We start from the raw sequence: 24169 nt of genomic DNA, 5'->3' as shown, positions 1-24169 counted from the left end.
TTTGTCGACCCGATGGATACAGAGATCGCCATTCCCGCACTCATCGCACTCGGTCTGCCGAATTCGGCCCGGTTGAGCGCTCATCGCCGCTTCATATCCAGTTTGCGGACCAGTCTGGCCATCATCCGTTCGACCTCATGACGAGGTCTTAGTCCTGTTCGAGCTCGCCGTTTTAGGCGAGGGGTAGCCTTGGCGGCATCGGGGGCTAGCGAGATCAGCCCTTCGAGGAGAGGCGGTATTCGCTGTCTCTTGTCCGCAAGGCCTTGTTGAGAGATCCCCGAGTCGAGAACCGCGGCGAGCACGTCAGCTTCTTCCGCCCCAAGAAACCCCCATGCGAGTCCTAGTATTTCCTGCCGATCCGCGACAGACAGATATTCAATACTCGCGCCTGGAAAAGCCGGCGCCCCTGAAGGGGCCTCGAGTCCCATCAGGTCAAATAAAGCGAGCTGGGCCTTTGTTCGGCTCCGGCCGCTGCGGCGAACCAAAGAAATGAAGAAATCGACAACCTCAAACCACGCACTTACCGTTTGGGCGTGTCCGAACAGCGAAGATTGAACACCCAAGAGGACATTGTCAGCGGCCGATTGAAAGGCGAGGGCGTTACCCGAGCAATTCATTCTAGGAGCAGCGCACAAGTTCTCGTCGCAACTTGCACAACGCGCTAGGTGCGGTGCGTCGGCGTCGAGCCGGTGGGGTTCGATGGAGGCATGACATTGCCAACAACGGTCATGCAGCGAGCAACCATGCATTGTGCAGCATGTATGCCACGCGAATCGCCACTGGATTCTGAAATACGGTGCTTTGCCTTCGGCTAGGCACTCGGGACAATACTGAAGACCGCTTCGTCGTTTGGTATTCCGAGCGCCGAGAGCGAGCATCCACGGCCAAATTGAGCGGCCTGGAGGTTTGTGATCACGAATTTGAGTAGTGACCGGAAGGAGCGTGGCGGATTGGATTGCTTTTGTATCCATGCCGGCACGCCGGGAAAGGCCATTCAGTCGCTCGGGCGGAAGCATGCGATCAACGTCCACCGTCCAAGGACGCCACCCCGGCCAGAGATCGCAAGTCAGCGCTAGTGGATCACATCCTTGCCGTAATGCACTGCGAACGAGCCATGAGGACAGGATTTCGTCCGGGAGGAGATCCGTCGGAACCGGCCATCCTGGTTCTAGAGCATCACTTCCCGGATGCCACGTGTGGGTCGAAGCCATTTGTTCCCCTCGATGATCTCCTTGTCGATCTGTTCCTTGCCGCTTCGGACCGCATCCATCGCGCATTTGGCAAGAAGCCGGTGAAGATTGCCCAAGTTTCCCTCCGATATGGCGAAAACCAGCTTGGCGAGTTCGGGCTGATGTAAACGGGAGGGGTTTTTCAGAGGCAGTACCGATTCGAAATCCACCAACAAGCGCTGAAAAGACTTGTTGAGCTCCCACCGTGGAAGCTCGATTACGTCGAATCGGCTGGCGTGTTGTGGGTCAGTGTGAAGTACACGCACCGCATCACGCGTTCCGACTCCCACGATAGGGATGGCCAACTCATTGCAGAGCAACTTGATGGCGTTCATCACCTCCCGTTGTTTGATGGCTGACCCTGTCAGCAGAGAATGGAACTCGTCGATGCCCAGAATCTGAACGTGGCACTCCCGAAACAGGTGGATGATCTGGTAGCGAAGCTTCGTCTTGGGGTCGGTCGACCGATACGGAGCATGAAACCGTTCCAGGATGGAACAGTAGAGAGCTTTCTCGTCGGCACTGCTTGGCGCCTCAGCCAAGATCACGGGCTTGACTGGTTCGGCGTCCTCGTTGACGTAACCCTCGCCGCACAAGTCGTAGAAACGCTGGAGGAGCGTCGTCTTCCCCTGATTCGAGTCACCCACGATAAGCAGGTTCGGCATTCGGGGGCGCTTCGGTTTGTGCATCAGGCCCTGAAGCGTATCCAAAATGCGATGGGCGGCTTCGTAACCGATCCACCGCGGCTGGTCCAAGAACTCCAGACGCTCTTCGTCAGACAACCCCATGATGTGCCGAAATTCAGGGTGGATATGGGAATAAGGTTCCTTGGTCATGAAATGTCTCCCAACCCGCCGATTTCGATATCGTCCAGCAAAGAGTCATCCAATTTGTCACCAAAATCCTTGGGTGCGTCCGCTTTGCGCTTAACGGGGTCAGCGGGCGTAACCCGGCGCTCATGCTCCTTGCGTCGCTGGGCCTGACGGCGAGCCTTCTTGGTTGCAGCCTTTGACGCCTCGACCTGATCCCGCAGGTCAGTAAGCGCCTCGAGAATCAAATGCTCACTGAACGCTTGTTGACCTTCCCTCTTCAGCTTGTCCTTGGCCTGGTTAAGCTCCCAGATACTCATGGCGGGCAAGGAAAGGTCCGCGAAGGGAATCTTGAAGTAGTGCTTCAAATCGGGATCGAAGAACCAGACATGGCTGATATCCCGTGGGTCCCGCCGAAAGATGAGTTGGCGCTTGCGTTTCGAGTCGTGCGGTTCCTTGGCGTTGATCCAGGGACGAAGCGCCTCATCGTAATAAAGCATCCCGTCGATCGTGACGCCGAATTTCTGAACGGTACGGCGAAAGGATGGAAGGAAATCCAGGAGAAGCCGAGCTGGATTGTCCGGGCGAGGGGGTATCCCCGTCCCCGGGTCTTTGGCGTTGCCGAAGATCCCTGTTTCCCATTGCTTGAGCGGAGGCACGCCCAGCGAGCTATGGCGGTCATAGTGATAGTGACGGGTGATCAACGTAACCAGCCACCGCTCGAACTCCGTCTTCGTCATCGACGCATGCTTCTCTGAATCGTATCCGTCTCGATCAGGCACCGAAGAGAACGTCGTGCCGGGAACCGAGTGGACCTTCTTCATAAAGGTGCCCAGGAGGCGTTCTATGTGCCCGCCGTACCGAGGGGCTTTGACCGGCCGGAACTCCAAGTTGATGCCGTACATTTCGCATGACCGTCGAAAGGTATCCGAGCGGAAATCAGGTCCGTTATCGACATGCACGGTTGCAGGGAGACCCCACACCGGCCAATCCGCTTGGACGCCATGAAGGGTCATCCAATCGTCCTTTGGCAGGATCGAGTGGGCGATGCACATGGCCACGGACGTTGCCGAGGGCGCATCGAAGGAGAGGTAATAGCCGGTGACGGTACGGCTGTACACGTCGATCGCAACGCTAATCCAAGGCCTTCCGATGGGGAGCCGATGCTCATCGTCCACCAGGATCACGTCGACAGGCGTGTGATCGATCTGTACGTAGGCAAGCGGGTAATCCGCATTCGGGAAACGCCCAGGCGTTGGCTGGAAATGATTCCTCGCCTTCTCTCTGTAGCCGCGCTTTCGCATCCTCGTGCGTTCGGGAACCTTCGCAATCCTTGATCTAACAGTGCTCTCGCTGGGAGGATTGATTCCTCGCTTGTGACAGCGCCGTTTAACCTCCATCACCACGGCCTGATCGTTTGGTCTTTGAGGAGTTAGATAAACGTCGTCGATGACCTCCTGAATCACCGCTTCGGCCATACCGGAAATCCGGCTTCTACCCACCTTCCAACCCCGTTGCCTTGGAATCAGGGCGGAGACCACACCAAGCGATTTGTAGCGGTCTAACCAGCGATAAATAGTCGACGGGCTGACGCCAACTTCCTTGGCGCGCTCTTCAACAGCCGGCCTCCCCGGATTCACCGCACTCAGCAAAGGTCTGATGGCAGCGTATCTCTGCTCCGCAGTACGCCAATCCTCGTCAGCAATTTCCTCCAGATCATCGTGCGCATGAGCGAAATCGGAGTCTGCCGAGGAAACCGGCCGCAACTCCTTTATCCGGAGTGGGCGGCTTCGGCCGTCGTCCATGTTGACCCCAATGGCGGTGTCGAAGTCTAGGACTTCTGTGATCCGGTAGACCGATTCGCCCTGACGGAGGTAGTTGCCAACTTGCACATCGACCCGTTGACGAACGGGCTCCAGCGACTCATTCGGCAACTCGAAATCGCCTTCTTCATTCATCAGTGGGCACCCATAAAGTCGTCTGTTGATTGAGCGGCGAGCTGATGTCGCACTCAAGCCGACGAGTGGCGAGCAGATGCCAAATGTGGGCAATCCCCTCGGCCTCGTAGATCCCCATGAAATGGCGGCTCAGCAGGTAATGAAACGGTGCACTGCCCATTGTCGCTAGGGTCTCGACAATGGCTCGACTCTCCCTTTCTGAAAAGGCACCGCGTTTGAAACGATCAAGAAACCGGATATTCGTGAGTGCCTGGTCACGTATCCGGGACTCATCCTGAATTGTGAAGGACCACCCTTGCTCGCGAGCATAGCGATACGCCGCCTTCCACTTGGCCAACCATTTGCGCCAGTTTGCGCGCCATTGCTCCTCCGGCTTCACCTCAACGAGAAGGGGCTTTGGGTAGTCGAGATAGTCACGGGATCCGAGGCGGTAGTAAACGAGGAAATCTGGCGTGTAGGTGAACCGACGACCGTCCGATGTTTCGAATGGGATCTCCACAGGCTGTGAAATCACATCCAGCACATCTCTCGAGAACGCTTTGCGGATCAAGAAGTCGCGCTCGAGCGTGGACTCGAATGGAATCGGTGTCTCCCCACGGAACATGTATGTGCCCGAGACACTCCTCCGCGTACGGCCAATCGTGCGTACCGAGCGGCGGCGTTCAATGCTGTCGCAGCTATTTCGAGTCATTCGCCACCTCGTCGCAGCAATTTCGACAATCCTGTCGCAGCAATTTCCATAAGATGCATGCTAACTCCCTGTTTCAACGACCCCACTGTCGCACTTATTTCAGTATATGACAGCGGCTCTCACCCGGCACCGGGCGAGATCTCGCTCGCCCACCACGGCACGCTGTTCCTCGACGAGCTGCCAGAATTCGATCGCCGCGTGCTCGAGGCCCTGCGCGAACCACTCGAGGCCGGTTCGGTGATGATCTCGCGGGCCGCGCGCCACGCCCGCTTCCCGGCCGACTTTCAGCTGATCGCGGCGATGAACCCTTCACCGCAGGGCAGCGAGATCCACTCGCGCGCCGCCCAGCGTTACCGCGCCAAGGTCTCCGGCCCATTGCTCGATCGGATCGACATCCACCTGGAAGTCCCGCGCGTGCCGGCCACCGACCTCGATCAGGCACAGCCCGACGGCGAAGACAGCCAGACCGTGCGCGAGCGGGTGATCGCGGCACGTCAACGCATGCGGGCACGGCAGGGGGTGGTCAACGCGCGGCTGGACGCCGCCGGGGTGGCCGAACACATCGTGCTCGCGCAACCCGAGCGCCACATGCTCAACCGGGCGATCGAGCAACTGAATCTCTCGGGGCGGGCGCGCGAGCGGATCCTCAAGCTCGCCCGCAGCATCGCCGACTACGAGGATCGCGACGCCATCGATTCGGCCGCCCTGGCCGAGGCGATCGGCTACCGCAACCTCGATCGGCTGTTCAGCGGGGGAATGTCGTAACGCTAGCCGGGGCGACGAGCGGTGATGATGGCGCGCCGCGGTGCGGGCAGGCCTTCGCGGGTGCTGGAGGGGTCGTCGGGATCGAGGAAGTCGACCAGCGATTGCCGGTCGCCGAACCAGTCGGTGCGGTGTTGCTCCTCCGCGGTGGTCGCCGTCACGTCGACCACTTCGGAATCGACGAAGCCCATGCGCTTGAGCCAGCCGATCACAGCGGCCGGGCTGGGCAGGAACCAGACATTGCGCATGCCGGCGTAGCGATCGGCCGGCGTGAGGATCGTGGTGGCATCGCCCTCGACCACCAGGGTCTCGAGGACCAGCTCGCCGCCCGGACGCAGACAGGCCTTGAGTTCGCCGAGGTGCGTGAACGGATCACGGCGGTGATAGAGCACGCCCATCGAGAAGACCGTGTCGAATCGCGGCCGCTGCGGAAAGCCTTCCAGCGTGGTGGGCACGATGCCGGCGCGCGTTTCGCCCAGCAGGTGGGCGACGGCATGAAACTGGGCCGCGAACACCCAGGTGGGGTCTACGCCGAGGGCGAAATCCGCCCCCGCGCCGAGCATGCGCCAGAGGTGATAGCCGTTGCCGCTGCCGATATCGAGTACCCGCCGACCGGCCAGCGGCTGGATGTGGTCGACCAGTCGGTCCCATTTGAGGTCCGAGCGCCACTCGGTATCGATCGACACCCCGAACAGGTCGAAGGGCCCCTTGCGCCAGGGGATCAGGTCACGGAGCACATACTCGAGCCCGGGCAGGGCCTCGTCGGCACGCGCGGTGATAGCGGGTCGGTCGAGATGATTGACGGCCCCGGCAGGGCGCTCGGGGAGATCGCCGACGGCGGCCAGCCATCGCGACCAGTCGCCGTGATTGACCGCGGCCCAGTCGAACGTACGCCACCCCTCCATCGGCATGCGCCGGGGAAGGTGACCGAGCGCGGCACGGGTCTGGCGGGCGATGCGCTCGATGCCGAGCGCGACCGACCGCTCGGTGGCGGCATCCCTCATCGGTTGATCAGAACCGGTAACCGAGCCCGACGGCGAACAGGCCGGTTTCCTGATCGTAGAAGCGGATGTCGGAATCGCGCTCGGACCAGACACCGTAGGCGTTGACCGACCAGTTCGACCAACCGAACGGCTCGGCGTAGCGCACGCCGGCAACCACACCCATTTCCTTGCCGTCGCGGTACTCGTCATAGATCGGCTGACGCGCGTCGTAGCGGTCCACGCCGTAGTAACCGGTCATCGAGAGCGACCAGCGATCCATCTCGTAGCGGGCTGTCAGCTGCGGGCGCAGCAGCCAGCCCCGGTTCGCGGCGCCATCGGCATCCAGGCGGCGGTATTGCACGCCGGGCGTCAGACTAAAGCGATCGGTGAGGGCGAGCCGGTAATTGAGATCGAAGCGGTGCTCGGTGCCTTCCCGTTCCAGCAGTCGACGCTCGGCGGGCGACAACTCCAGCGCCTGGCCAGAACGTTCATCGTCGATGTCGCGACGGTACAGGCGGTAATCCACCGACAACCCGGTGCCGGCAATGCCCGCCAGCCCCAGGTGCAGGCCGCGGCGATCGGTATCGGTGGCGTCACGACGCTCTCCGACCACGAACGGGTCCGACCAGACCTCGCTGTCATTGACGGTGACCGGGATCACGCCCGCGGTCAGCAGCCCGACACCGCCCACCAGGTAGCGCGCACCGACCTCGACGCCGAGCTCCCCATCGGCCAGGGCGGACCGAGGGGTGCCGGCATAGAGCGACAACTCGCGCGGCACGACGGTGTAGTCGATCTGCCCCAACACCCCACCGATCGGGCGTGTCTCGCGTGAGGACAGACTGTAGAGGGAATCAATCCGCTTCTGATCGCCGGACACGGCCAGATTGGACCGGCTCGACATGACACCGATCAGCGGCTGAATCTCGCCGGAGAAACCGGTCTCGTCGGCGATCGGCGAGGCCTGCGCCCCCGTTGCAAGGAGCAGGCTCAGCGGCAGGATGGCCAAGGCAATGGCCTGCGCCACGGCCCGGGACACGAGATTTTCAAAGGCGTTCATCGGTTCCATTCCTGTTGTTCACACACGACAAAATCGCGACCGTCCGTTATGGGTCGCACAGCATAAGAGGTATGTCTCTTCCCGCCATGAGCGGTTCCCTGGACGGGGCAATCAGTCGGTCTGATCCGTTGTTTTTTTGCATCGCCGCGCCAGCCAGAGGCAGAACCCGTAATGGCGCGAGAGCATCACCACCTCGTCGAAGCCCGCTTGCCGCAGGCGGTCCTCGTGGTTGGTGACCGTCTCGGTGAGCAGCACGTTTTCCAATGCCTGTCGCTTGCCGGCAATCTCCAGCTCGGAGTAGCCATTGGCGCGCTTGAAGTCATGGTGAAGCTCGGTCATCAGCGCCTCGGCGCCGGGTTCGGGTTCGTTGACCTTTTCCGCCAGCACCAGCACGCCATCCGGCAACAGGCCGTCGTAAAGGCGGGCGATCACGGCATCGCGCCGCGCCGGCTCGACGAACTGCAGCGTGTAGGCGAGCACCACCATCGAGGCGCGTTCGGGCAGCACCTCGGCAAGGTCGGCACAGACCAGATCGGTGCGATAGGGCGAGTGGAACGCGGCCAGCTGCGCCCGGGCGCGCTCGAGCATGGCCTGCGAGTTGTCCACGCCGATCAGCTCGACCCCCGCCGGCGGCGCATCCATGCCGGCGAGTGCCGAGCGGATCGAGAGCGTCATCGCGCCCAGCGAACAGCCCAGGTCGTAGACCCGGGAGTGAGCCTGCACGTGGCGCCGGGCAATCGCCGCCACCAGCTCGAGGTTGAAACGATAGCCCGGCACGGAGCGCGAGATCATGTCCGGGAACACCGCCGCCACCGAGGCGTCGAAACGGAACGCCGCCGGTGGCTGCGGGTCGCGGTAGAGATCGTCTCGACCGCTCGGGACGGGTTGTTGAGGTGATTCCGGCATGACGGGCTCGACCTTCCGAGGGGGCGGGAAGTCTACCGCGGCGAGAGGGCGACGAACAGGCTCACCGGGCCGGGGCAGGTCAGCGAGGGCGTCAGATCGGCCGTTGCGGCCGCAGTCCTCGCGAGGCCAGCTCTTCGGCCACCGCCTCGGGCGGACCGCTGAAGACGATGCGGTCGCGCTTGTTGGCCAGCTGGTAATCGTACATGGGGTCGTAGTACTCGACCAGCATCACCCGGATCAGATCGCGCAGGCCCTGGACATCATCCTGGCCGTACCAGGCATCGAGGGCCTCCTCGGCCATGCCGCGCACCTTGGCGTGGCGCGCGCCGCCGAGGCGCTTGGCCACCCGGTTGATCGCCCCGAGGATGTGCTCGCGCACCCGCGCGCTCGCCCCGGCGGCGTCGGTGGCCAGCACGCCGCGGTAACCGGCCTCGAGATCGATGATGTAGTCCTTGAGGCTCTGCTCGACCCGCTCGTCCAGCGGACGTTCGATCACCACCAGCGGCGAGGTGCGCATGCGCTCGAACAGGGCCGGCGGCACCAGCCGCGCGCCGACCATCTTGCCCTCGTCCTCCACCAGGATCGGCTCGTCCGGGGCACGATGCCGCAGGCGCAACAGGTCAATCGCGACCTGGTTCTCGAAGTCGATCGGCATGGGTTGCGGTTCCGGCTCGCGACCGAAGGCCGAGCCCTTGTGCCGCGCCCGCCCCTCGAGATCCAGGTAGCGCTCGAAGTGGTACAGAAACGGCGTTTTGCCCACGCCGGTGCGCCCACCCAGCATGATCAGGGGGGCGTCGGCCGCCTGGGTTTCCAGGGCATCGAGCAGAAAGCGGCGCATGGCCTTGTAGCCGCCGGCGACGCGCGGATAGGTGATACCCGCCTCCTCGAACAGCATCTGCTGGGTCAATCGTGAGCGCAGCCCACCACGGAAACAGTAGAGCAGGCCGTCGGGATGGGCCTCGGTGAACGCCTGCCATTTCGCCACCCGGCGGGCCTTTTCCTGTGCGTCGACCAACTCGTAGCCCAGCGCGATCGCGGCATCCTGGCCGGCTTCCTTGTAACGAATGCCGACCTGGTGGCGCTCCTCGTCGGTGAGCAGCGGCCGATTCTCTGCCCCGGGAAACGCCCCCTGCTCGAACTCCACCGGTGCGCGGACGTCCAGCATCGGCCGCTCGTCGAGGAAAATCGAGGCGATATCGGTCACCAACGGCAGATCGGCACGCCCGCTCACGCCGAGCCGCCCTCATGGAAGACCACGCGCGGGCCCTCGTTCTCCTCGTGCAGGCGTCCGATGGGAGCCGCGTGCAGTCCGGCCTCGGCCAGCAACGAGGCGACGGCGTCGGCTGCCTCGGGACGCACCGATACCAGCAACCCACCGGAGGTCTGCGGATCACAGACGATCGCGCGGGCGAACTCGCTCATCTGGCCGAGATCACGTCCGTAGCTGGCGAAGTTCCGCCCGGTACCGCCCGGCATCTGGCCGGCGGCGATGTAGTCGGCGACCGCCTCGATCAGCGGCAACGATGCCACGTCGATCTCGGCGCGCAGCCGGCTGCCGCGCACCAACTCGAGCAAATGACCGCCCAGCCCGAAGCCGGTGACATCGGTCATGGCGGTGACCGCCTCGAGCGCCGCCAACTCACGGCCGATAAGGTTCAGGCGCGTCATGCTCTGCGGGGCGAAATCGGCGTGGGCGGCGTCGAGCACGCCGTTCTTTTGTGCGGTGGTCAATACGCCAACGCCGAGCGGCTTGGTGAGAAAGAGATGATCGCCGGCACGAGCGGTGTCGTTGCGCTTGAGCCGGTCGAGCTCGACGCGGCCGGTCACGGCCAGGCCGAAAATGGGTTCGGGGGCATCGATCGAGTGCCCGCCAGCCAGCGTGATGCCGGCATCAAAGCAGGCACTGCGCCCGCCGTCGATCACCGCCGCGGCGATCTCCGGGCCCAGCTTGTCGATCGGCCAGCCGAGGATCGCGATGGCCAGCAACGGTTGACCGCCCATGGCGTAGACATCGCTGATCGCGTTGGTCGCCGCGATCCGGCCGAAGGTGAACGGGTCGTCGACGATCGGCATGAAGAAGTCGGTAGTCGAGATCACGGCGCTGCCGTCGCCCAGATCGAAGACGGCCGCATCGTCACGCGAGTCGTTGCCCACGAGCAGCCGGGCGTCGGGCTGGATCGGGGTCAGGCTCGAGACCAGCATGTCGTCGAGCAGGGCCGGGGCGATCTTGCAGCCACAACCGGCACCATGGCTGTACTGGGTCAGTCGAATGACGGGGTCTTTTTCTGAGGGCATGGAATCTTCGGTGGAATGAATTGGGCCGTTATCGAGCCGGGGGCCTCGCCGGTCCGTCTGCTCGACACCTCGCGGCGGCGTGCAGCCGGAGAGGCGGGCGTGGGCGAATTCAGGGCATCTCGGGGATCGGGAGTGTCTCGAACCCGGGCCGGGCGAACCAGTATCCCTGGAAGCGGTTGAGTCCGAGCGAACGTAGCGTCTCGTATTCCTCGCGCGTCTCGACCCCTTCGGCGATCAGCTCGATCCCCATTTCCTCGCACATCATCGCGGTCGAACGGATCACCGCCTGCTTGCTGCGGTGTTCATCGACACCGCGTATCAGGTTGAGATCGATCTTGACCAGGTCGGGCTCGAGCTCGATCAGGTGATTCAGTCCAGCGAACCCCTCGCCGTAGTCATCGATCGCCCGCATCAGCCCGCGCTCGCGGTACTCGTCGAAGATCGAGCGCAGGTGGCCGCGATCGGTGATGCGCTCGGCCTCGGTGACCTCGAAGATCAACCGCTTCGGGTCGAAGCCGTAGATGGCAGCCGCCTCCATGGTCGCGCGAATGCAGGCCTGCGGCTTGTAGACGGCATTGGGCATGAAGTTGATGCTCAGATGCGCCTCGATCCCGAGCTCGGAGGCGAGGCGAATCGCGGTCACGCGCGCGGCCTGATCGAAGTAGTAGCGATTCTGGTCGGTGACCTGGCCGAGCACACTGCCGGCCGACTCCCCGTTGGGACCGCGCACCAGCGCCTCGTAGGCGTAGATCTCGTTGCGATCGATATCGACGATCGGCTGGAACGCCATGGAAAACGAGAAACCCAGTTTGTCCGAGGCCTCGGCCAGGCAATCGCGGCAGGTGACCTGCCGCACCCCGTCGGGGAACACCTGCAGATCGTTGAGTTCGGTCACTTGCGGCATCGACAACCTCCCGGGGCACTGACAAGCAATGGCCCACCGAGGCGGCGGCGCCAGTGGGTCAGTCTAGCAAAAGCCCGAGAATTCCCGTGCGATACATAAGGTAATCGTCCATGACGAAGCCTTTGCCGATCGGCTGGCAATCACTGCCCGAGACAAAAAACCCGGCCCGTTCGTAGGCCCTGATGGCCGGGTGATTGTGTCGATTGACCCGCAGTCGGACCTGGTCGAGACCCTCAACGGCCATCTGCCGGCAACTGGCATCGATCAACCAGTGACCCAGCCCCTTGCCGTGAAAGCTCGGATCCAGGTAGAGCTTGTCGAGGAAGGCCATATCCGATTCGTGGCGCCAGGCCGAAAAGCCGATCGGCACGCCGACAATCCGCAGCAGCGAAAAGCGGGTGCCGTTCTGCTGGGCCTCGCGCAACGCGGGCAAGGCGTAGCCGCGCCCGAGCATGTAATGCACCTGGGCACTGCCAATGATGGGCGGATAACACCGCCACCAGATGCTTTCGGCCAGGGCCGCGATACCGGGCAGATCGTCAGGTTCCGCCGGATCGAGCGACAGCCGATTGGGCTCAGCGGATTGGCAGGCGGGCAACGACATTCTGTTCTACGCCAACTCAGGCCCGGGAGGACAGCACCATCTGCGGCAGGCTGGCATAACCGTGCCGACGGACGAAGCGATTCATTACCTCGATCGCGGGCGTAAAACGCCGCTCGTCGGTCTGACTACTGCGCTGCTCGGCGGCGCGCATGTCGGCAAACAGCTGCTCCCATTCCGGCACCACGTCGGCGCGCGGCAGAAAGCGAGCCGAGGTGTAACCCTGCGTCTGGCCATCACGGACGATCGGCGCGACGCGGGTCAGCACCCAGTAATGATCACCGTTCTTGCAGCGATTCTTGACGATGCCGAAGAATTCCTCGCCGGCCTGAATGGTCTGCCACATCAGGTAATAGACGGTATCGGGCATATCCGGATGGCGCAGGATGTTGTGCGGCTGGCCGATCAGCTCGTCGACAGCGAACCCGGAAATCTCGGCCAGCGATCGGCTGGCCTGGGTGATGATGCCATTGCAGTCGGTCTTTGACTGCAAGGCCCGGTGGGTTCCCAACCCGACCACTCGACCGGTGACCTGTCGAATGTCAATCGGCGGCTGGTACTCCATCGACAGCATGGCGGCGCTCCTCTACCCGAAAGGGCAAGCCGGACGTGGCCCGACGGTCCCAAGAAAAATCGATCGGGTATTTAAGCGCGAGAGGCCGGGGCCTTCAACCAAGCAGGGCGCTCGGGTAGACCGGCACGAATCCGGTACGGCTCACTTGCCGATGCAGAAACTGCCGAAGATCTCGCCCAGCAGGTCATCGGCGGTATAGCGACCGGTGATGGCCTCCATCGCGGACTGCGCGCGGCGCAACGACTCGGCCGCCAGCTCGCCCGCCCCCAACGCCAGCGAGTCGGAGGCCTCGGCCAGGCTTTCCCGGGCGCGCTCGAGTGCCTCGAGATGCCGCCGACGCGCGATAAAGGGATCCTCGGTCCGATCGGACACGCCGGCAAGGTGCCGCAGTTCGCGGCGCAACGCATCCACGCCCGCCCCGGTTCGGGCGCTCAACCGCAGTATGCCGTCCTCGACCGCCTCGGAGGGCGACTGGTCGGTCAGGTCGACCTTGTTGATCACGGTCAGCAGCGGCTTGTCGGGGAGGCGCGCGAGCGTGGCCTCGTCCTCGGCCGATCGGCCGTGTGCGCCGTCGATCAGGTGCAGGATCAGATCGGCGCGCTCGATCTCCTCCCAGGCGCGGCGGATACCTTCCTGCTCGATCGGGTCATCGCTCTGGCGCAGGCCGGCGGTATCGATCACGTGCAGCGGCAGGCCGTCGAGCATGATCTCGGCGCGCAGCACGTCGCGGGTGGTGCCGGCAATCTCGGTGACGATCGCGCGCGACTCGCCGGCCAGCTGGTTGAGCAGACTCGACTTGCCGGCATTGGGCTGGCCGACGATCACGAGTTGCAATCCTTCGCGCAGCCGCACGCCTTCACCGGTGCGGCCCAGCAGGTCGGCCAACTCCTCACGCAAGGCGGCGAGTTGGTCACGCAGCCGCGTGTCGGAAAGGAAATCGATCTCTTCTTCGGGGAAATCGAGGGCGGCCTCGATGTACATCCGCAGGTGGATCAGGTGTTCAACGAACGCATCCACACGTCGCGAGAACGCCCCGGTCAACGACCGGCGCGCGGCGGTGGCCGCCTGCGTGGAACCGGCCTCGATCAGATCGGCGACCGCCTCGGCCTGTGCCAGATCCATGCGGCCATTGAGGAAGGCCCGCTCGGTAAATTCACCGGGACGGGCCATGCGCGCACCACAGGCGATCATCGCCGCGACGGCGGCATCCAGCAGCACCGGGTTGCCGTGCCCCTGCCATTCGACCACGTCCTCGCCGGTGTAGGAATGCGGCCCCGGGAAATACAGCAGGATGCCGTCGTCCAGCACCTCGTCGCTTTCCGGTCGGTTCAGCGTGACGTAGTGGGCGTAGCGAGGACGGGGCTCGATGCCGCTCAGGCGTCGGACGATGGCGAGCGCCTCCGGCCCGGACAGTCGGACGACGCCGACACCGGCCCGCCCGGCGGCGGTCGCCACCGCGCAGATCGTGTCGACCGGTATCGCGCTCATGAGAACGTCCGATTACGCCCGGCAAGGGAGCGATGTTTCACGGGAAACATCGCCGCCGATCAGCTCGATCCCTTCTGGGCCGCCATCTGCTTTTCCACCCGGCGGGTGATGATCGCCTGCTGGACGATCGAAAGCAGGTTGTTGACGAACCAGTAGAGCACCAGACCCGCCGGGAAGAAGGCGAAGAAGACCGTGAAGATCACCGGCAGCCACTGGAAGATCTTTTTCTGCATCGGATCGACCGGCGCCGGGTTGAGCTTCTGCTGCAGGAACATCGAGGCGCCCATCAGCAACGGCAGGATGAAGTACGGATCCTTCTGGGTAAGGTCCTCGATCCACAGGATCCACGGCGCCTGGCGCAGCTCGACCGACTCCACCAGCACCCAGTAGAGCGCGATGAACACCGGGATCTGGATCAGGATCGGCAGGCAGCCACCCAGCGGATTGATCTTCTCCTTCTGGTAGAGCTTCATCATTTCCTGGGAAAGACGCTGCTTGTCGTCGCCGAAGCGCTCCTTCAAGGCCTGCATCTTCGGCGTGACGGCCCGCATGCGCGCCATCGATCGATAGCTGATCGCCGAGGGCCACAGGAAGAGCAGCTTGATCACCAGGGTGACCAGCACGATCGCCCAGCCCCAGTTGCCGACCCAACTATGGAAGAAGTCGAGCAGCCAGAAGATCGGCTCGGAAATGACGGTCAGGATGCCGAAGTCGACCGCCAGATGCAGGCCCGTGGCGAGCGGATCGAGGTTCGACTGGATCTTCGGCCCGACGTAGAGGATCGATTCGAGCGTCTGGGTCGACTGCGGCGCCACTGCGGTGACCGGCGACATCAGGCCCAGGCTGTAGACGGTAAAACCGTCGTTCTGGCTGCGCAGGGTGTAGTACTGGTTCACCTGTTCGGGGTTCGACGGCACCCAGGCACTCATGAAGTAGTGCTGGATGATGGCGGCCCAACCATCCTGCAGATCCTTCTGCAGCTTGATCTTGCCCATCTCGTCGAATTCGATCTTCTCGTAGTTGAGTCGATCGCCGCCGCCGGGAGGCGTGCCCGCATAGACGCCGCCGGTGTAGGTGTACATCAGCTGCATGCCGGGGGTGGAGCCCGAGCGGGTCAGCTGACGATATTGCTGACCCCGCCATTCGGCGTCGGTGGTGTTCTCCACCGTGTAGCGTAGGTCGATCGCATACGAGCCGCGCTTGAACAGGTAGGTCTTGGTTACCCGGATGCCGTCCTCTTCCCAGGTCATCGGCACCTCGAGCACGGACTCGCCGTCGGCGAGCCGGTACTCGGGCTCCTCTACCTGGAAGGTGGCATGGTGATCCGGCGCCGGCGCATTCTTCGCGCCGATCAGGCCGGACTGGGCAATGTAGGTAAAGCCGCTGCTGTCCTGGAGCAGGCGCACCGGCTCGTCCGGCTGATCGAGCTCGACGGGGTACTCCAGCAGGTCCGCCTGGCGGATCACGCCGCCGTTCGGATCGATCTCCAACGACAGCACGTCGGTCTCGATCCGCACCCGATCCGACGCGTCACCCGCCCCGGCGCCGGCCTCGTCGCCAGCCGCGGAAGGCACGTCGCCCCCCGTGGACGGCCCGCCGGAGGTAGGCAGATCGTCGGCCGGGCGGTCATTTCCGGCCGCCGCCTGTTCGGTCGTCTGGGTAACGTTGCTGCGCTCGGCCGATGACGTATTGTCTTCCAGCCAGGCCTGCCAGAGCAGGATCAGGACGAAGCCCAGGGCGATGATCAAGATCAGGCGGCGTTGTTCCATGGGAATCTTTCAGTCTCGCGATTGAACGGCATGGGGCCCGTGATGGGCATCGGCTCGGGAAGCGTCGGATTCGGGGTGGCAGCGGGAGCAGCCGGGTGCCGAGGAGGTGCCAGGCACCGGATCGACACCGCCGGCGCAAAAGGGATGGCAGCGACCCAGTCGACGCAGGGTCAGCCAGCCACCCTTGAGCGCGCCGTGTTGTGAAAGGGCGTCGACCGCGTACTCCGAACAGGTCGGGTAGAACCGACAGGATGGCGGCAGCATGGGGCTGATCAGCAGGCGATAGCCCTTGACCAGACCGATCAGGACGCGGCGCATTTCCGGCTCGCCTTGTTCAGTGCCTGGCGCATCTGTTGGTGCAAGTCGGACATGGACAACTCGTCCACCCCCGACTTGGCCAGCACGACCACATCCATGCCGGGCAGCTCGGCGCGGCTCAGACGAAAATGTTCGCGGGCAACGCGCTTGACCCGATTGCGCTCATGCGCAAGCCGTACCCGCTTGCGGCTGACGGCCAGGCCCAGGCGCGGCTCGCCGCCGGGATTGGCGTGCAATGCCAGCATCAGGTTGGCGGTATGCACCCGGTTACCACCGCGCATCACGCGCTGGTAGTCCCGCCCGGAAAGCAGGCGCGCCGAACGCGGAAACCGGCCGCCACGAATGACGGCCGGTTCCGTGCTGTCGGCCCCGGAGCTCAGGGCCTCGGGCGGTGCAGAGGTCATCTGCCTCAGGCAGACAGACGCTTGCGGCCCTTGGCGCGACGGGCGTTGATGATGGCGCGGCCGCCACGGGTCTTCATGCGGGCACGAAAGCCGTGGGTCCGCTTGCGGCGCAGGTTGCTCGGCTGAAAGGTTCTTTTCATGACGACGTCCCAGTATTGATCAGGTCGATGATGTGGTCGGAAAGACCGGCCTCGCCGGTCCGTTCGGGTCGAATTGATCGACCGTATCCGCTTGAAAAAGGGGCCGAATACTCTGACAGACCGGGGGCCGCTGTCAAGGGCGACGTGGCACGGGCCCCGGAAAGACTGCCCCGGTACCTCGAAACCCGGTCAGGAACCACCCGCCGCTGGTCTGCGTACCGGCGGATTCGCGACCGTCTCATATCTTGTGGATAAGATGTCGATCGGCCGGGGGTGGATGTTATCATCCGCCCCTTGTCCGAGGTATCGATACACGAATCTCCGCGGCCCCGGCTTGCCGGCGTTTTGGCCGTCACGGCACCGATTCAACCGCGGGCTGATTGCCCGTCAAGAAGCGGAACACCCCGTGACGAACCAGGGCGAGCAGGCCAGAAAGCCCGCCAGACTGCGTCAGCGGCGGTCTCGATTCGTGTAAAGACCCCCAGCCGACCCCGAACCGGTGGAGAACGACCGTCGTCATGCAGCATTTCCCGATGTGGCAACAATGCATCGATCGTCTGGCCCAGGAGTTGCCGAACGATCAGCTGACCATGTGGATATTCCCGTTGCAGGCCGAACAGGTCAGCGACGAGCAATGGCTGCTGTGGGCCCCCAACCGCTTCGCCTTCGACTGGGTCAACCAGAAACTGCTCGAACAGATTCGCATCCACGCCCGCGAGATTTCCGGCCAACCCGAGCTCGACGTCTCGTTGCGCATCGGCGAGGCAGGACGCAGCCATACCAAGTCATCGACGACCCCGAGCACGCCGCCGAGCACCCGGCCGGCGCCTGCGGCCCCTCGACCGACCACGCCCAGTCCGATCGAACCCGAGCCGGTCGAGCCGGGTGACACCGCCGACGAAGGCTTCTCGCACAATCTCAATCGCGGCTTTACCTTCGAGACGTTCGTCCAGGGCAAGTCGAACCAACTGGCGTGTGCGGCCTCCCAGCAGGTCGCCGCCAATGCCGGGGCCAGCTACAACCCGTTGCTGATCTACGGTGGCGTGGGCCTGGGCAAGACCCATCTGATGCACGCGGTGGGCAATCAGATCATCGAGCAGCAAGGCGACCGGCGCGTGATCTACCTGCACAGCGAGCGGTACGTGCAGGAAATGATCACCGCGATTCGCAACAACAACACCGAGCAGTTCAAGAACTTCTACCGCGGCATCGACGCGCTGCTGATCGACGACATCCAGTTCTTCGCCACCAAGCCGCGCAGCCAGGAGGAGTTTTTCCACACCTTCAACGCGCTGATCGAGCAGGGCAAGCAGATCGTGATGACCTGCGATCGCTACCCCAAGGAGATCGAGGGGCTGGAGGAACGCTTGAAGTCGCGCTTCGGCTGGGGTCTGACCGTGGCGGTCGAGCCGCCCGACATGGAAACCCGGGTCGCCATCCTGCACAGCAAGGCCGAGCAGTCGGGCATCGATCTCGATTCGGACGTCGCCTTCTTCATCGCCCGGCGCATCCAGGCCAACATCCGCGAACTCGAGGGTGCCCTGCGACGGGTGATCGTCACCACGCAGTTCTCCAAGCGGCCGATCACCATCGAGTCGACCAAGGATGCGCTAAAGGACATGATCTCGGCGCACGCCAAGATGATCACCCTGGACAACATCCAGCGCACGGTCGCCAAGTACTACAACGTCAAGATCCAGGAGCTCACCGGCGCCCGACGCACTCGTTCGATCGCCCGACCGCGCCAGCTCGCGATGGCACTGGCCAAGGAGTTGACCAACCACTCCCTGCCCGAAATCGGCGAATCGTTCGGCGGCCGCGATCACACCACAGTGCTGCACGCGGTGCGCAAGATCGAAGAGCTTCGCGAGATCGACAGCAAGATCAATGACGACTACAACCTGCTGCGACACACGCTGAATGTGTAAACACAGCCGGTCCTGGGGACAAGCCACGCACATCACGGGGACAGGCACTGGGGAACGTGTGGATGAATCCGCGAATAACGAGTTTTCCACAAACCGTCCCATTTCATACACAGGCCGTCCCATGGCATTGAGCCAACCTGTTAAGTGCGAGAAGCTACTGATCGAACTCGGCTTTTCGCACTTATCCCAAGGAAAACGGCTACATCACATTCATCATCATCAACAGAATAAAAACATCTGTTACTGATTCAGAGGAACCGCCCACCATGCAACTGACCGTCAGTCGACCGGACCTGCTCGATGCCATCAACCGGGTAATCGGAGGCGTCGAGAAACGCCAGACGATGCCGATCCTGGGCAACCTGCTACTTGAAGTGGATGCCGATCAGCTCAAGCTCACCGGCACCGATCTCGAGATCCAACTGGAAAGCGAGTGTCCCGTCGACGCCCCACAGCCGGGTCGAACCACGGTCAACGCACGCAAGTTGCACGACATCATTCGAGCAATCCCCGCCGAATCGCAGATCGTCATTCGCCAGGAAGAAGGCTTCGTCATCGTCCAGGCCGGCCACAGCGTGTTTCGACTCGCCTGCCTGCCTGCTGACGAATACCCGCGCATGGAGGCGACCACCGAGGAACATCGCCTGGTTCTCGGACAGGATCGGCTTCGCGCCATGCTGGACAAGACACAGTTTTCGATGGCCCAGCAGGATGTCCGCTATTTCCTCAACGGCCTGCTGTTCGAAGTCAGCCCGGAACGCATTCGTTGCGTGGCCACCGACGGCCATCGACTGGCGCTCGCCGAGACCGACAGTCAGCAATCGATCGAGGAGACCCTGCGCATCATCGTGCCGCGCAAGATGGTGATGGAACTGATGCGGGCGCTGGACCGCGACGACAATTCCCCGGTCGAATTGCTGGTCAGTACCCAGCAGATCGAACTCAAACTTGCCCACCAGCGCATGGTCAGCAAGCTCATCGACGGCCGATTCCCGGACTACGAGCGGGTCATTCCGAAGAACAACAGCAAGCAGGTCCACGTAGATCGCGAAACGCTCAAGCAGGTCCTGCAACGTGCGTCCGTGCTCAATACCGACCGCTTCGCCGGCGCGCACTACCACCTGCAATCCGACCGGCTCGCGATCGAGGCGATCAACAGCGACCAGGAATCCTCCCGCGAGGAGATCCCGGTACACTACCAGGGCGATGACCTGAAAATTGCCTTCAATATCAGTTACATGCTGGCAATCCTCTCGCACGTCGACGACATGCAGGTCCGCATGGATTTCGAGACCCCCGAATCCAGTGCCCTGATTCTGCCGACCGACGAAGACGCCATCCGGACCCGCTACGTCCTCATGCCGATGAAGATCTAAGCGGCTTGACGTGACGCGACTGGCGACACTGCACGTCGAGCGGTTCCGCAACCTCGAACCGCTCGATCTCGAACCGGCGGCCGGCATCAACCTGATCAGCGGGGCCAACGGCGCCGGCAAGACCAGCCTGCTCGAGGCGATTCACACCTTGAGCCTCGGTCGCTCCTTTCGCGGCAACAACGCCAGCGAACTGATTCGACACGGTGCCAACGATCTCCTGTTGCGTGCCGAGGTGAAGACCCAGACCGGTCACACCGCGCATCGGCTCGCGTTGCAGCGCGACCGACGCAGCATGACCCTGAGGGTCGATCAGGAAAACGTCGCCCGGTTGAGTGAACTGGCCCGGCTGCTGCCGGTGCTTGCCCTGCACCCGCAATCCGACGACCTGGTGCTCGGTTCGCCCGATTACCGGCGCCGTTTCCTCGACCGCGTCGGGTTCTATGCCCGGCCGTATTTCCACGGCATCCATCGCGATTTCCAGCGCGCGCTCAAGCAGCGCAATGCCCTGCTGCGCCGGGGCCGCCGTGAACCGGCATGGGATCAGCTCTATCTCGAAACCGCTGGCCGACTCGAGACGGCCCGATGCGACGTGCTCGCGGATCTCAACCAGCGGATCACCGCCCTGTTGGAGCGGATGCTGCCGGGTAGCGCGCTCGCCTTGCGTTACCTGCCCGGCTACCGCCAGGATCTCGATCTCGAACAAGCCCTTCGCCAGGGTGCCGAGCGCGAACGCGACCAGCAGGCAAGCCTGTTCGGTCCCCACCGCGCGGATCTCAAGATCGCGCTCGACGATCACGAGGCCCGGCAGGTCGCCTCCCGCGGGCAGATCAAGATGCTGGTGGTGCTGTTGCACCTGGCGGTGCTCGACCTCTGGGCCGAGGTGCGTGGTGAACCCGCGGTGGTGCTGTTCGACGATCTGGCCTCGGAGCTCGATGCGGACAATCGCCGCCGGGTGCTGGACTATCTCGGCACGAGCGGCCACCAGGCGTTCGTCAGCGTGATCGCCGCCGATGCCATCGATGGCGAGGGCGATATCCAGGCACGCTTTGCGGTCTCGGCAGGCCAGATCACGCCGCGTTGAGTGCCGTCGGCCCCGGGTTGGCAGGCCGATCACCACTCCGGTCCGAGGTTGGGCGGGAAAATGGTATGATCGCTAGGGAAGGTCTGCACGAATAACCAACGCCTCTGCGGGTCGCCAGGCGTCCAGATGCAAGGCACAGTGCGCCGGCCAATGGCCGTCGCCATTGGCAAGCGCTGCAACACCGCAGATGGGCGCCTGGCGGCCCGCCCGGCGGGGCTTGCCGGCTTGCCCGCCCTCGGTGTTACCGATCCTCGACGGGCAATGAGCCCGCCTTCGGATCGCCGCCTTGATGGCGAACAAGCCGGTAAGCCAGAGGGGTTGGTTATTCGTGCAGACCTTCCCTAAGTTTTGAAACACCGTCGGAACGATCGGGACGGATTGGCCAGCCGGCCGATCTCCCGGTGGACCGGTCCGGTTCGGCAAGCGCCGCCGACAGGACCGCTGCGACAGGAAGGGACAAGAGCTACATGAGCGCCGATAACATTTACGACTCCAGCAGCATCAAGGTCCTCAAGGGACTCGACGCGGTGCGCAAGCGCCCCGGGATGTACATCGGCGATACCGACGACGGCACCGGTCTGCACCACATGGTGTTCGAGGTAGTCGACAACGCGGTCGACGAATCGCTGGCCGGCCATTGCTCCAAGATCGACGTGACCATCCATGCCGATGGGTCCGTGTCGGTCACCGACGACGGTCGCGGCATCCCCACGGACCTGCACGAGGAAGAGGGCCGCTCGGCCGCCGAGGTCATCCTGACCGTGCTGCACGCCGGCGGTAAGTTCGACCAGAACAGCTACAAGGTCTCCGGTGGCCTGCACGGCGTGGGCGTCTCTGTGGTCAATGCACTCTCCGACCGTCTGGACCTGACCATCTGGCGCAATGGGCGTCGCTGGGTGCAGGAATACCACCTGGGCGAGCCGCAGTATCCGCTCAAGGATGCGGGCCCCACCGAGCGCTCCGGCACCCAGATCCGTTTCCTGCCCAGCCAGACGATCTTCACCGACGTCACCTTCCACTACGACATCCTGGCCAAGCGCCTGCGCGAGCTGTCGTTCCTCAACTCCGGGGTGCACATCTCGCTCTCCGAAGAGCAGAGCGGCCGCTCGGACACGTTCTACTACGAAGGCGGTATCCGCGCGTTCGTCGAGCACCTGAACACGGGCAAGACACCGATCCACAAGAACGTGATCTACCTCACCGGCGATCGTGACGATGTCGGCATCGAGCTCGCCTTGCAGTGGAACGATTCCTACCAGGAAAACCTGTTCTGCTACACGAACAACATCCCGCAGCGCGACGGCGGCACGCACCTGACCGGTTTCCGCACCGCACTGACGCGTACGCTCAACGACTACATGGATCGCAACGGGATCCTCAAGAAGGCCAAGGTCAGCACCACCGGCGAGGACTGGCGCGAGGGTCTGGTGGCGGTGATCTCGGTCAAGGTCCCCGATCCGAAATTCTCCTCGCAGACCAAGGAAAAGCTGGTCTCCTCCGAGGTGAAGACCGCGGTCGAGTCGATGACCGCCGAGCACCTGGCCTACTTCCTCGAGGAAAACCCGGCCGATGCCGAGGCGATCACATCGAAGATCATCGAGGCGGCCCGTGCCCGCGAGGCGGCGCGTCGCGCCCGCGAGATGACCCGTCGCAAGGGCGCTCTCGACATCGCCGGCCTGCCCGGCAAGCTGGCCGACTGCCAGGAGAAGGACCCGGCGCTCTCCGAGCTGTACCTGGTGGAGGGCGACTCCGCCGGCGGTTCGGCCAAGCAGGGCCGTGACCGGCGCACGCAGGCGATCCTGCCGCTCAAGGGCAAGATCCTCAACGTCGAGAAGGCCCGTTTCGACAAGATGCTTTCCTCGGTCGAGGTGGGCACGCTGATCACCGCGCTGGGTTGCGGCATCGGTCGGGAGGACTTCAACCCGGACAAGCTGCGCTATCACCGCATCATCATCATGACCGACGCGGACGTCGATGGCAGTCACATCCGTACCCTGCTGCTGACCTTCTTCTATCGCCAGATGCGCGAGCTGGTCGAGCGCGGTCACGTCTACATCGCCCAGCCGCCGCTGTACAAGGTCAAGAAGGGCAAGCAGGAGCAGTACCTCAAGGACGACCTGGCCCTGAACCAGTACCTGCTGCAGCAGGCGGTCGACGGCGCGCGCCTGGAGCTGGGCGAGAACACCCCGCCGATCTCCGGGCCGGGCCTCGAGTCGCTGGCGCGTGAATACCTGTCGGCCCAGGCGATGATCGAGCGCATGGCCAACCGGTTCGACCTCAACGCGCTCAAGGCCCTGATGCAGATCGGGCGCCTTGATCCGGCCATGATGGACGACGAGTCGCGCCTGGCCGGCTGGCTGGGGCACTTTAACGGCATGCTTAATGCCATCGCCGACGCCGGGGTGGAATACGGTGTGGCGATGGAGGAAGGCGAGCACGGCCACGTGTTCCGCATCGAGCGTAGCCAGCATGGTGTTTCACATGAAACCACCATCCCAGCTGCCTTCTTCAGTGGCAACGAATACCGGCTACTGGCCGATCTGGGTGAGCGGCTCGACGGGCTGATTGCCGAAGGAGCCGAGGTGGTCCGCGGCGAGCGTCGCCAGCCGATCGAGCGGTTCGAACAGGCAATCGACTGGTTGATGAGCGAGGGCCGACGTGGCCTGGCGGTACAGCGCTACAAGGGTCTGGGTGAGATGAACCCGGATCAGCTGTGGGAAACCACGATGAACCCGGACACCCGTCGCCTGTTGCAGGTGCGGATCGAGGATGCCGTCGCGGCCGACTCGGTATTCACCGTGCTGATGGGTGACCTGGTCGAGCCGCGTCGCGATTTCATCGAGAAATTCGCGCTGTCGGCATCCAATATCGACGTGTAACCCGCAGTCATTGA

The 24169-nt window shown here is 63.4% G+C and carries 22 protein-coding genes; 5 read left to right on the top strand and 17 right to left on the bottom strand.

Translation table 11 applies throughout. From position 1 onward, the window contains the following. Nucleotides 1–80 precede the first annotated feature (80 nt). From D5687_RS11545 to D5687_RS08690, 4 genes are read right to left on the bottom strand one after another with little or no spacing between them, the layout of a single operon-like run. Nucleotides 81–1211: a TniQ family protein gene (locus tag D5687_RS11545; protein WP_158611826.1), complete on the bottom strand. Its 1131-nt coding sequence runs from the start codon at nt 1209–1211 to the stop codon at nt 81–83. Further along, a complete protein-coding gene (locus tag D5687_RS08700; RefSeq protein ID WP_125199386.1) occupies nt 1169–2065 on the bottom strand; it encodes a TniB family NTP-binding protein in 897 nt (298 codons plus the stop codon). The genes D5687_RS11545 and D5687_RS08700 overlap by 43 nt, the downstream gene beginning before the upstream one ends. Beyond that, on the bottom strand, nt 2062–3996 hold the full coding sequence (locus D5687_RS08695; protein ID WP_125199385.1) for a Mu transposase C-terminal domain-containing protein: 1935 nt from the start codon (nt 3994–3996) through the stop codon (nt 2062–2064). Before D5687_RS08695 ends, D5687_RS08700 begins: the two co-directional genes overlap by 4 nt. Then, nucleotides 3989–4687: a TnsA endonuclease N-terminal domain-containing protein gene (locus tag D5687_RS08690; RefSeq protein ID WP_125199384.1), complete on the bottom strand. Its 699-nt coding sequence runs from the start codon at nt 4685–4687 to the stop codon at nt 3989–3991. Before D5687_RS08690 ends, D5687_RS08695 begins: the two co-directional genes overlap by 8 nt. A gap of 57 nt (nt 4688–4744) precedes the next feature. On the opposite strand from D5687_RS08690, the gene D5687_RS08685 reads away from it, so the two are divergent. Next, on the top strand, nt 4745–5452 hold the full coding sequence (locus D5687_RS08685; RefSeq protein ID WP_125199383.1) for an ATP-binding protein: 708 nt from the start codon (nt 4745–4747) through the stop codon (nt 5450–5452). A 2-nt stretch (nt 5453–5454) separates the two neighbouring features. On the opposite strand, the gene cmoB is transcribed toward D5687_RS08685, so the two are convergent. From cmoB to rpmH, 13 genes are all read right to left on the bottom strand, one after another. Continuing rightward, nucleotides 5455–6453, bottom strand: coding sequence for a tRNA 5-methoxyuridine(34)/uridine 5-oxyacetic acid(34) synthase CmoB (gene cmoB, locus D5687_RS08680; protein ID WP_125199382.1), 999 nt, complete (start codon nt 6451–6453; stop codon nt 5455–5457). Between the two features lie 7 nt (nt 6454–6460). Next, nucleotides 6461–7492 carry a DUF2860 family protein gene (locus D5687_RS08675; RefSeq protein WP_158611825.1) on the bottom strand — a complete coding sequence of 344 codons (1032 nt, stop codon included), beginning with the start codon at nt 7490–7492 and terminating at the stop codon, nt 6461–6463. Nucleotides 7493–7603: 111 nt separating this feature from the next. Continuing rightward, nucleotides 7604–8398, bottom strand: coding sequence for a carboxy-S-adenosyl-L-methionine synthase CmoA (gene cmoA, locus D5687_RS08670; protein ID WP_125199380.1), 795 nt, complete (start codon nt 8396–8398; stop codon nt 7604–7606). 91 nt (nt 8399–8489) lie between these two features. Continuing rightward, entirely contained in the window at nt 8490–9629 is a 1140-nt protein-coding gene (mnmH, locus tag D5687_RS08665; protein ID WP_204742172.1) for a tRNA 2-selenouridine(34) synthase MnmH, read from the bottom strand. Continuing rightward, entirely contained in the window at nt 9626–10693 is a 1068-nt protein-coding gene (gene selD / locus D5687_RS08660; protein WP_125199379.1) for a selenide, water dikinase SelD, read from the bottom strand. The genes mnmH and selD overlap by 4 nt, the downstream gene beginning before the upstream one ends. 109 nt (nt 10694–10802) lie before the next feature. After that, on the bottom strand, nt 10803–11597 hold the full coding sequence (locus D5687_RS08655; RefSeq protein WP_125199378.1) for an EAL domain-containing protein: 795 nt from the start codon (nt 11595–11597) through the stop codon (nt 10803–10805). Nucleotides 11598–11655: 58 nt separating this feature from the next. Further along, nucleotides 11656–12201, bottom strand: coding sequence for a GNAT family N-acetyltransferase (locus tag D5687_RS08650; RefSeq protein ID WP_125199377.1), 546 nt, complete (start codon nt 12199–12201; stop codon nt 11656–11658). Between the two features lie 16 nt (nt 12202–12217). Next, on the bottom strand, nt 12218–12772 hold the full coding sequence (locus D5687_RS08645) for a PAS domain-containing protein (protein WP_240031466.1): 555 nt from the start codon (nt 12770–12772) through the stop codon (nt 12218–12220). A gap of 141 nt (nt 12773–12913) precedes the next feature. Beyond that, complete coding sequence (gene mnmE / locus D5687_RS08640; RefSeq protein WP_125199376.1) at nt 12914–14260, bottom strand: tRNA uridine-5-carboxymethylaminomethyl(34) synthesis GTPase MnmE; 1347 nt, start codon at nt 14258–14260, stop codon at nt 12914–12916. A gap of 59 nt (nt 14261–14319) precedes the next feature. Beyond that, nucleotides 14320–16029, bottom strand: coding sequence for a membrane protein insertase YidC (yidC, locus tag D5687_RS08635; protein ID WP_125199375.1), 1710 nt, complete (start codon nt 16027–16029; stop codon nt 14320–14322). Between the two features lie 9 nt (nt 16030–16038). Further along, nucleotides 16039–16347, bottom strand: a complete 309-nt coding sequence (yidD, locus tag D5687_RS08630) for a membrane protein insertion efficiency factor YidD (protein ID WP_125199374.1) — start codon at nt 16345–16347, stop codon at nt 16039–16041. Next, nucleotides 16332–16751 (bottom strand): ribonuclease P protein component, encoded by a 420-nt coding sequence (rnpA, locus tag D5687_RS08625; RefSeq protein ID WP_125199373.1) that lies wholly within the window; start codon nt 16749–16751, stop codon nt 16332–16334. Before rnpA ends, yidD begins: the two co-directional genes overlap by 16 nt. A gap of 5 nt (nt 16752–16756) precedes the next feature. After that, nucleotides 16757–16891 (bottom strand): 50S ribosomal protein L34, encoded by a 135-nt coding sequence (gene rpmH, locus D5687_RS08620; RefSeq protein WP_058574926.1) that lies wholly within the window; start codon nt 16889–16891, stop codon nt 16757–16759. Nucleotides 16892–17409: 518 nt separating this feature from the next. Between rpmH and dnaA the strand changes: the two genes are divergently transcribed. The 4 genes from dnaA to gyrB all read left to right on the top strand — a co-directional run bounded on the left by dnaA (nt 17410) and on the right by gyrB (nt 24155). Beyond that, complete coding sequence (dnaA, locus tag D5687_RS08615) at nt 17410–18819, top strand: chromosomal replication initiator protein DnaA (protein WP_125199372.1); 1410 nt, start codon at nt 17410–17412, stop codon at nt 18817–18819. Between the two features lie 266 nt (nt 18820–19085). Further along, nucleotides 19086–20195, top strand: coding sequence for a DNA polymerase III subunit beta (dnaN, locus tag D5687_RS08610; protein ID WP_125199371.1), 1110 nt, complete (start codon nt 19086–19088; stop codon nt 20193–20195). 10 nt (nt 20196–20205) lie between these two features. Further along, nucleotides 20206–21276, top strand: coding sequence for a DNA replication/repair protein RecF (locus tag D5687_RS08605; RefSeq protein ID WP_125199370.1), 1071 nt, complete (start codon nt 20206–20208; stop codon nt 21274–21276). Nucleotides 21277–21743: 467 nt separating this feature from the next. Next, nucleotides 21744–24155 carry a DNA topoisomerase (ATP-hydrolyzing) subunit B gene (gene gyrB, locus D5687_RS08600; RefSeq protein ID WP_125199369.1) on the top strand — a complete coding sequence of 804 codons (2412 nt, stop codon included), beginning with the start codon at nt 21744–21746 and terminating at the stop codon, nt 24153–24155. Nucleotides 24156–24169 lie beyond the last annotated feature (14 nt).

The sequence above is a fragment of the Guyparkeria sp. SCN-R1 genome, from assembly GCF_003932495.1.
Classification (GTDB): Bacteria; Pseudomonadota; Gammaproteobacteria; order Halothiobacillales; family Halothiobacillaceae; genus Guyparkeria.
This window is presented reverse-complemented; position numbering and strand designations above follow the sequence as displayed.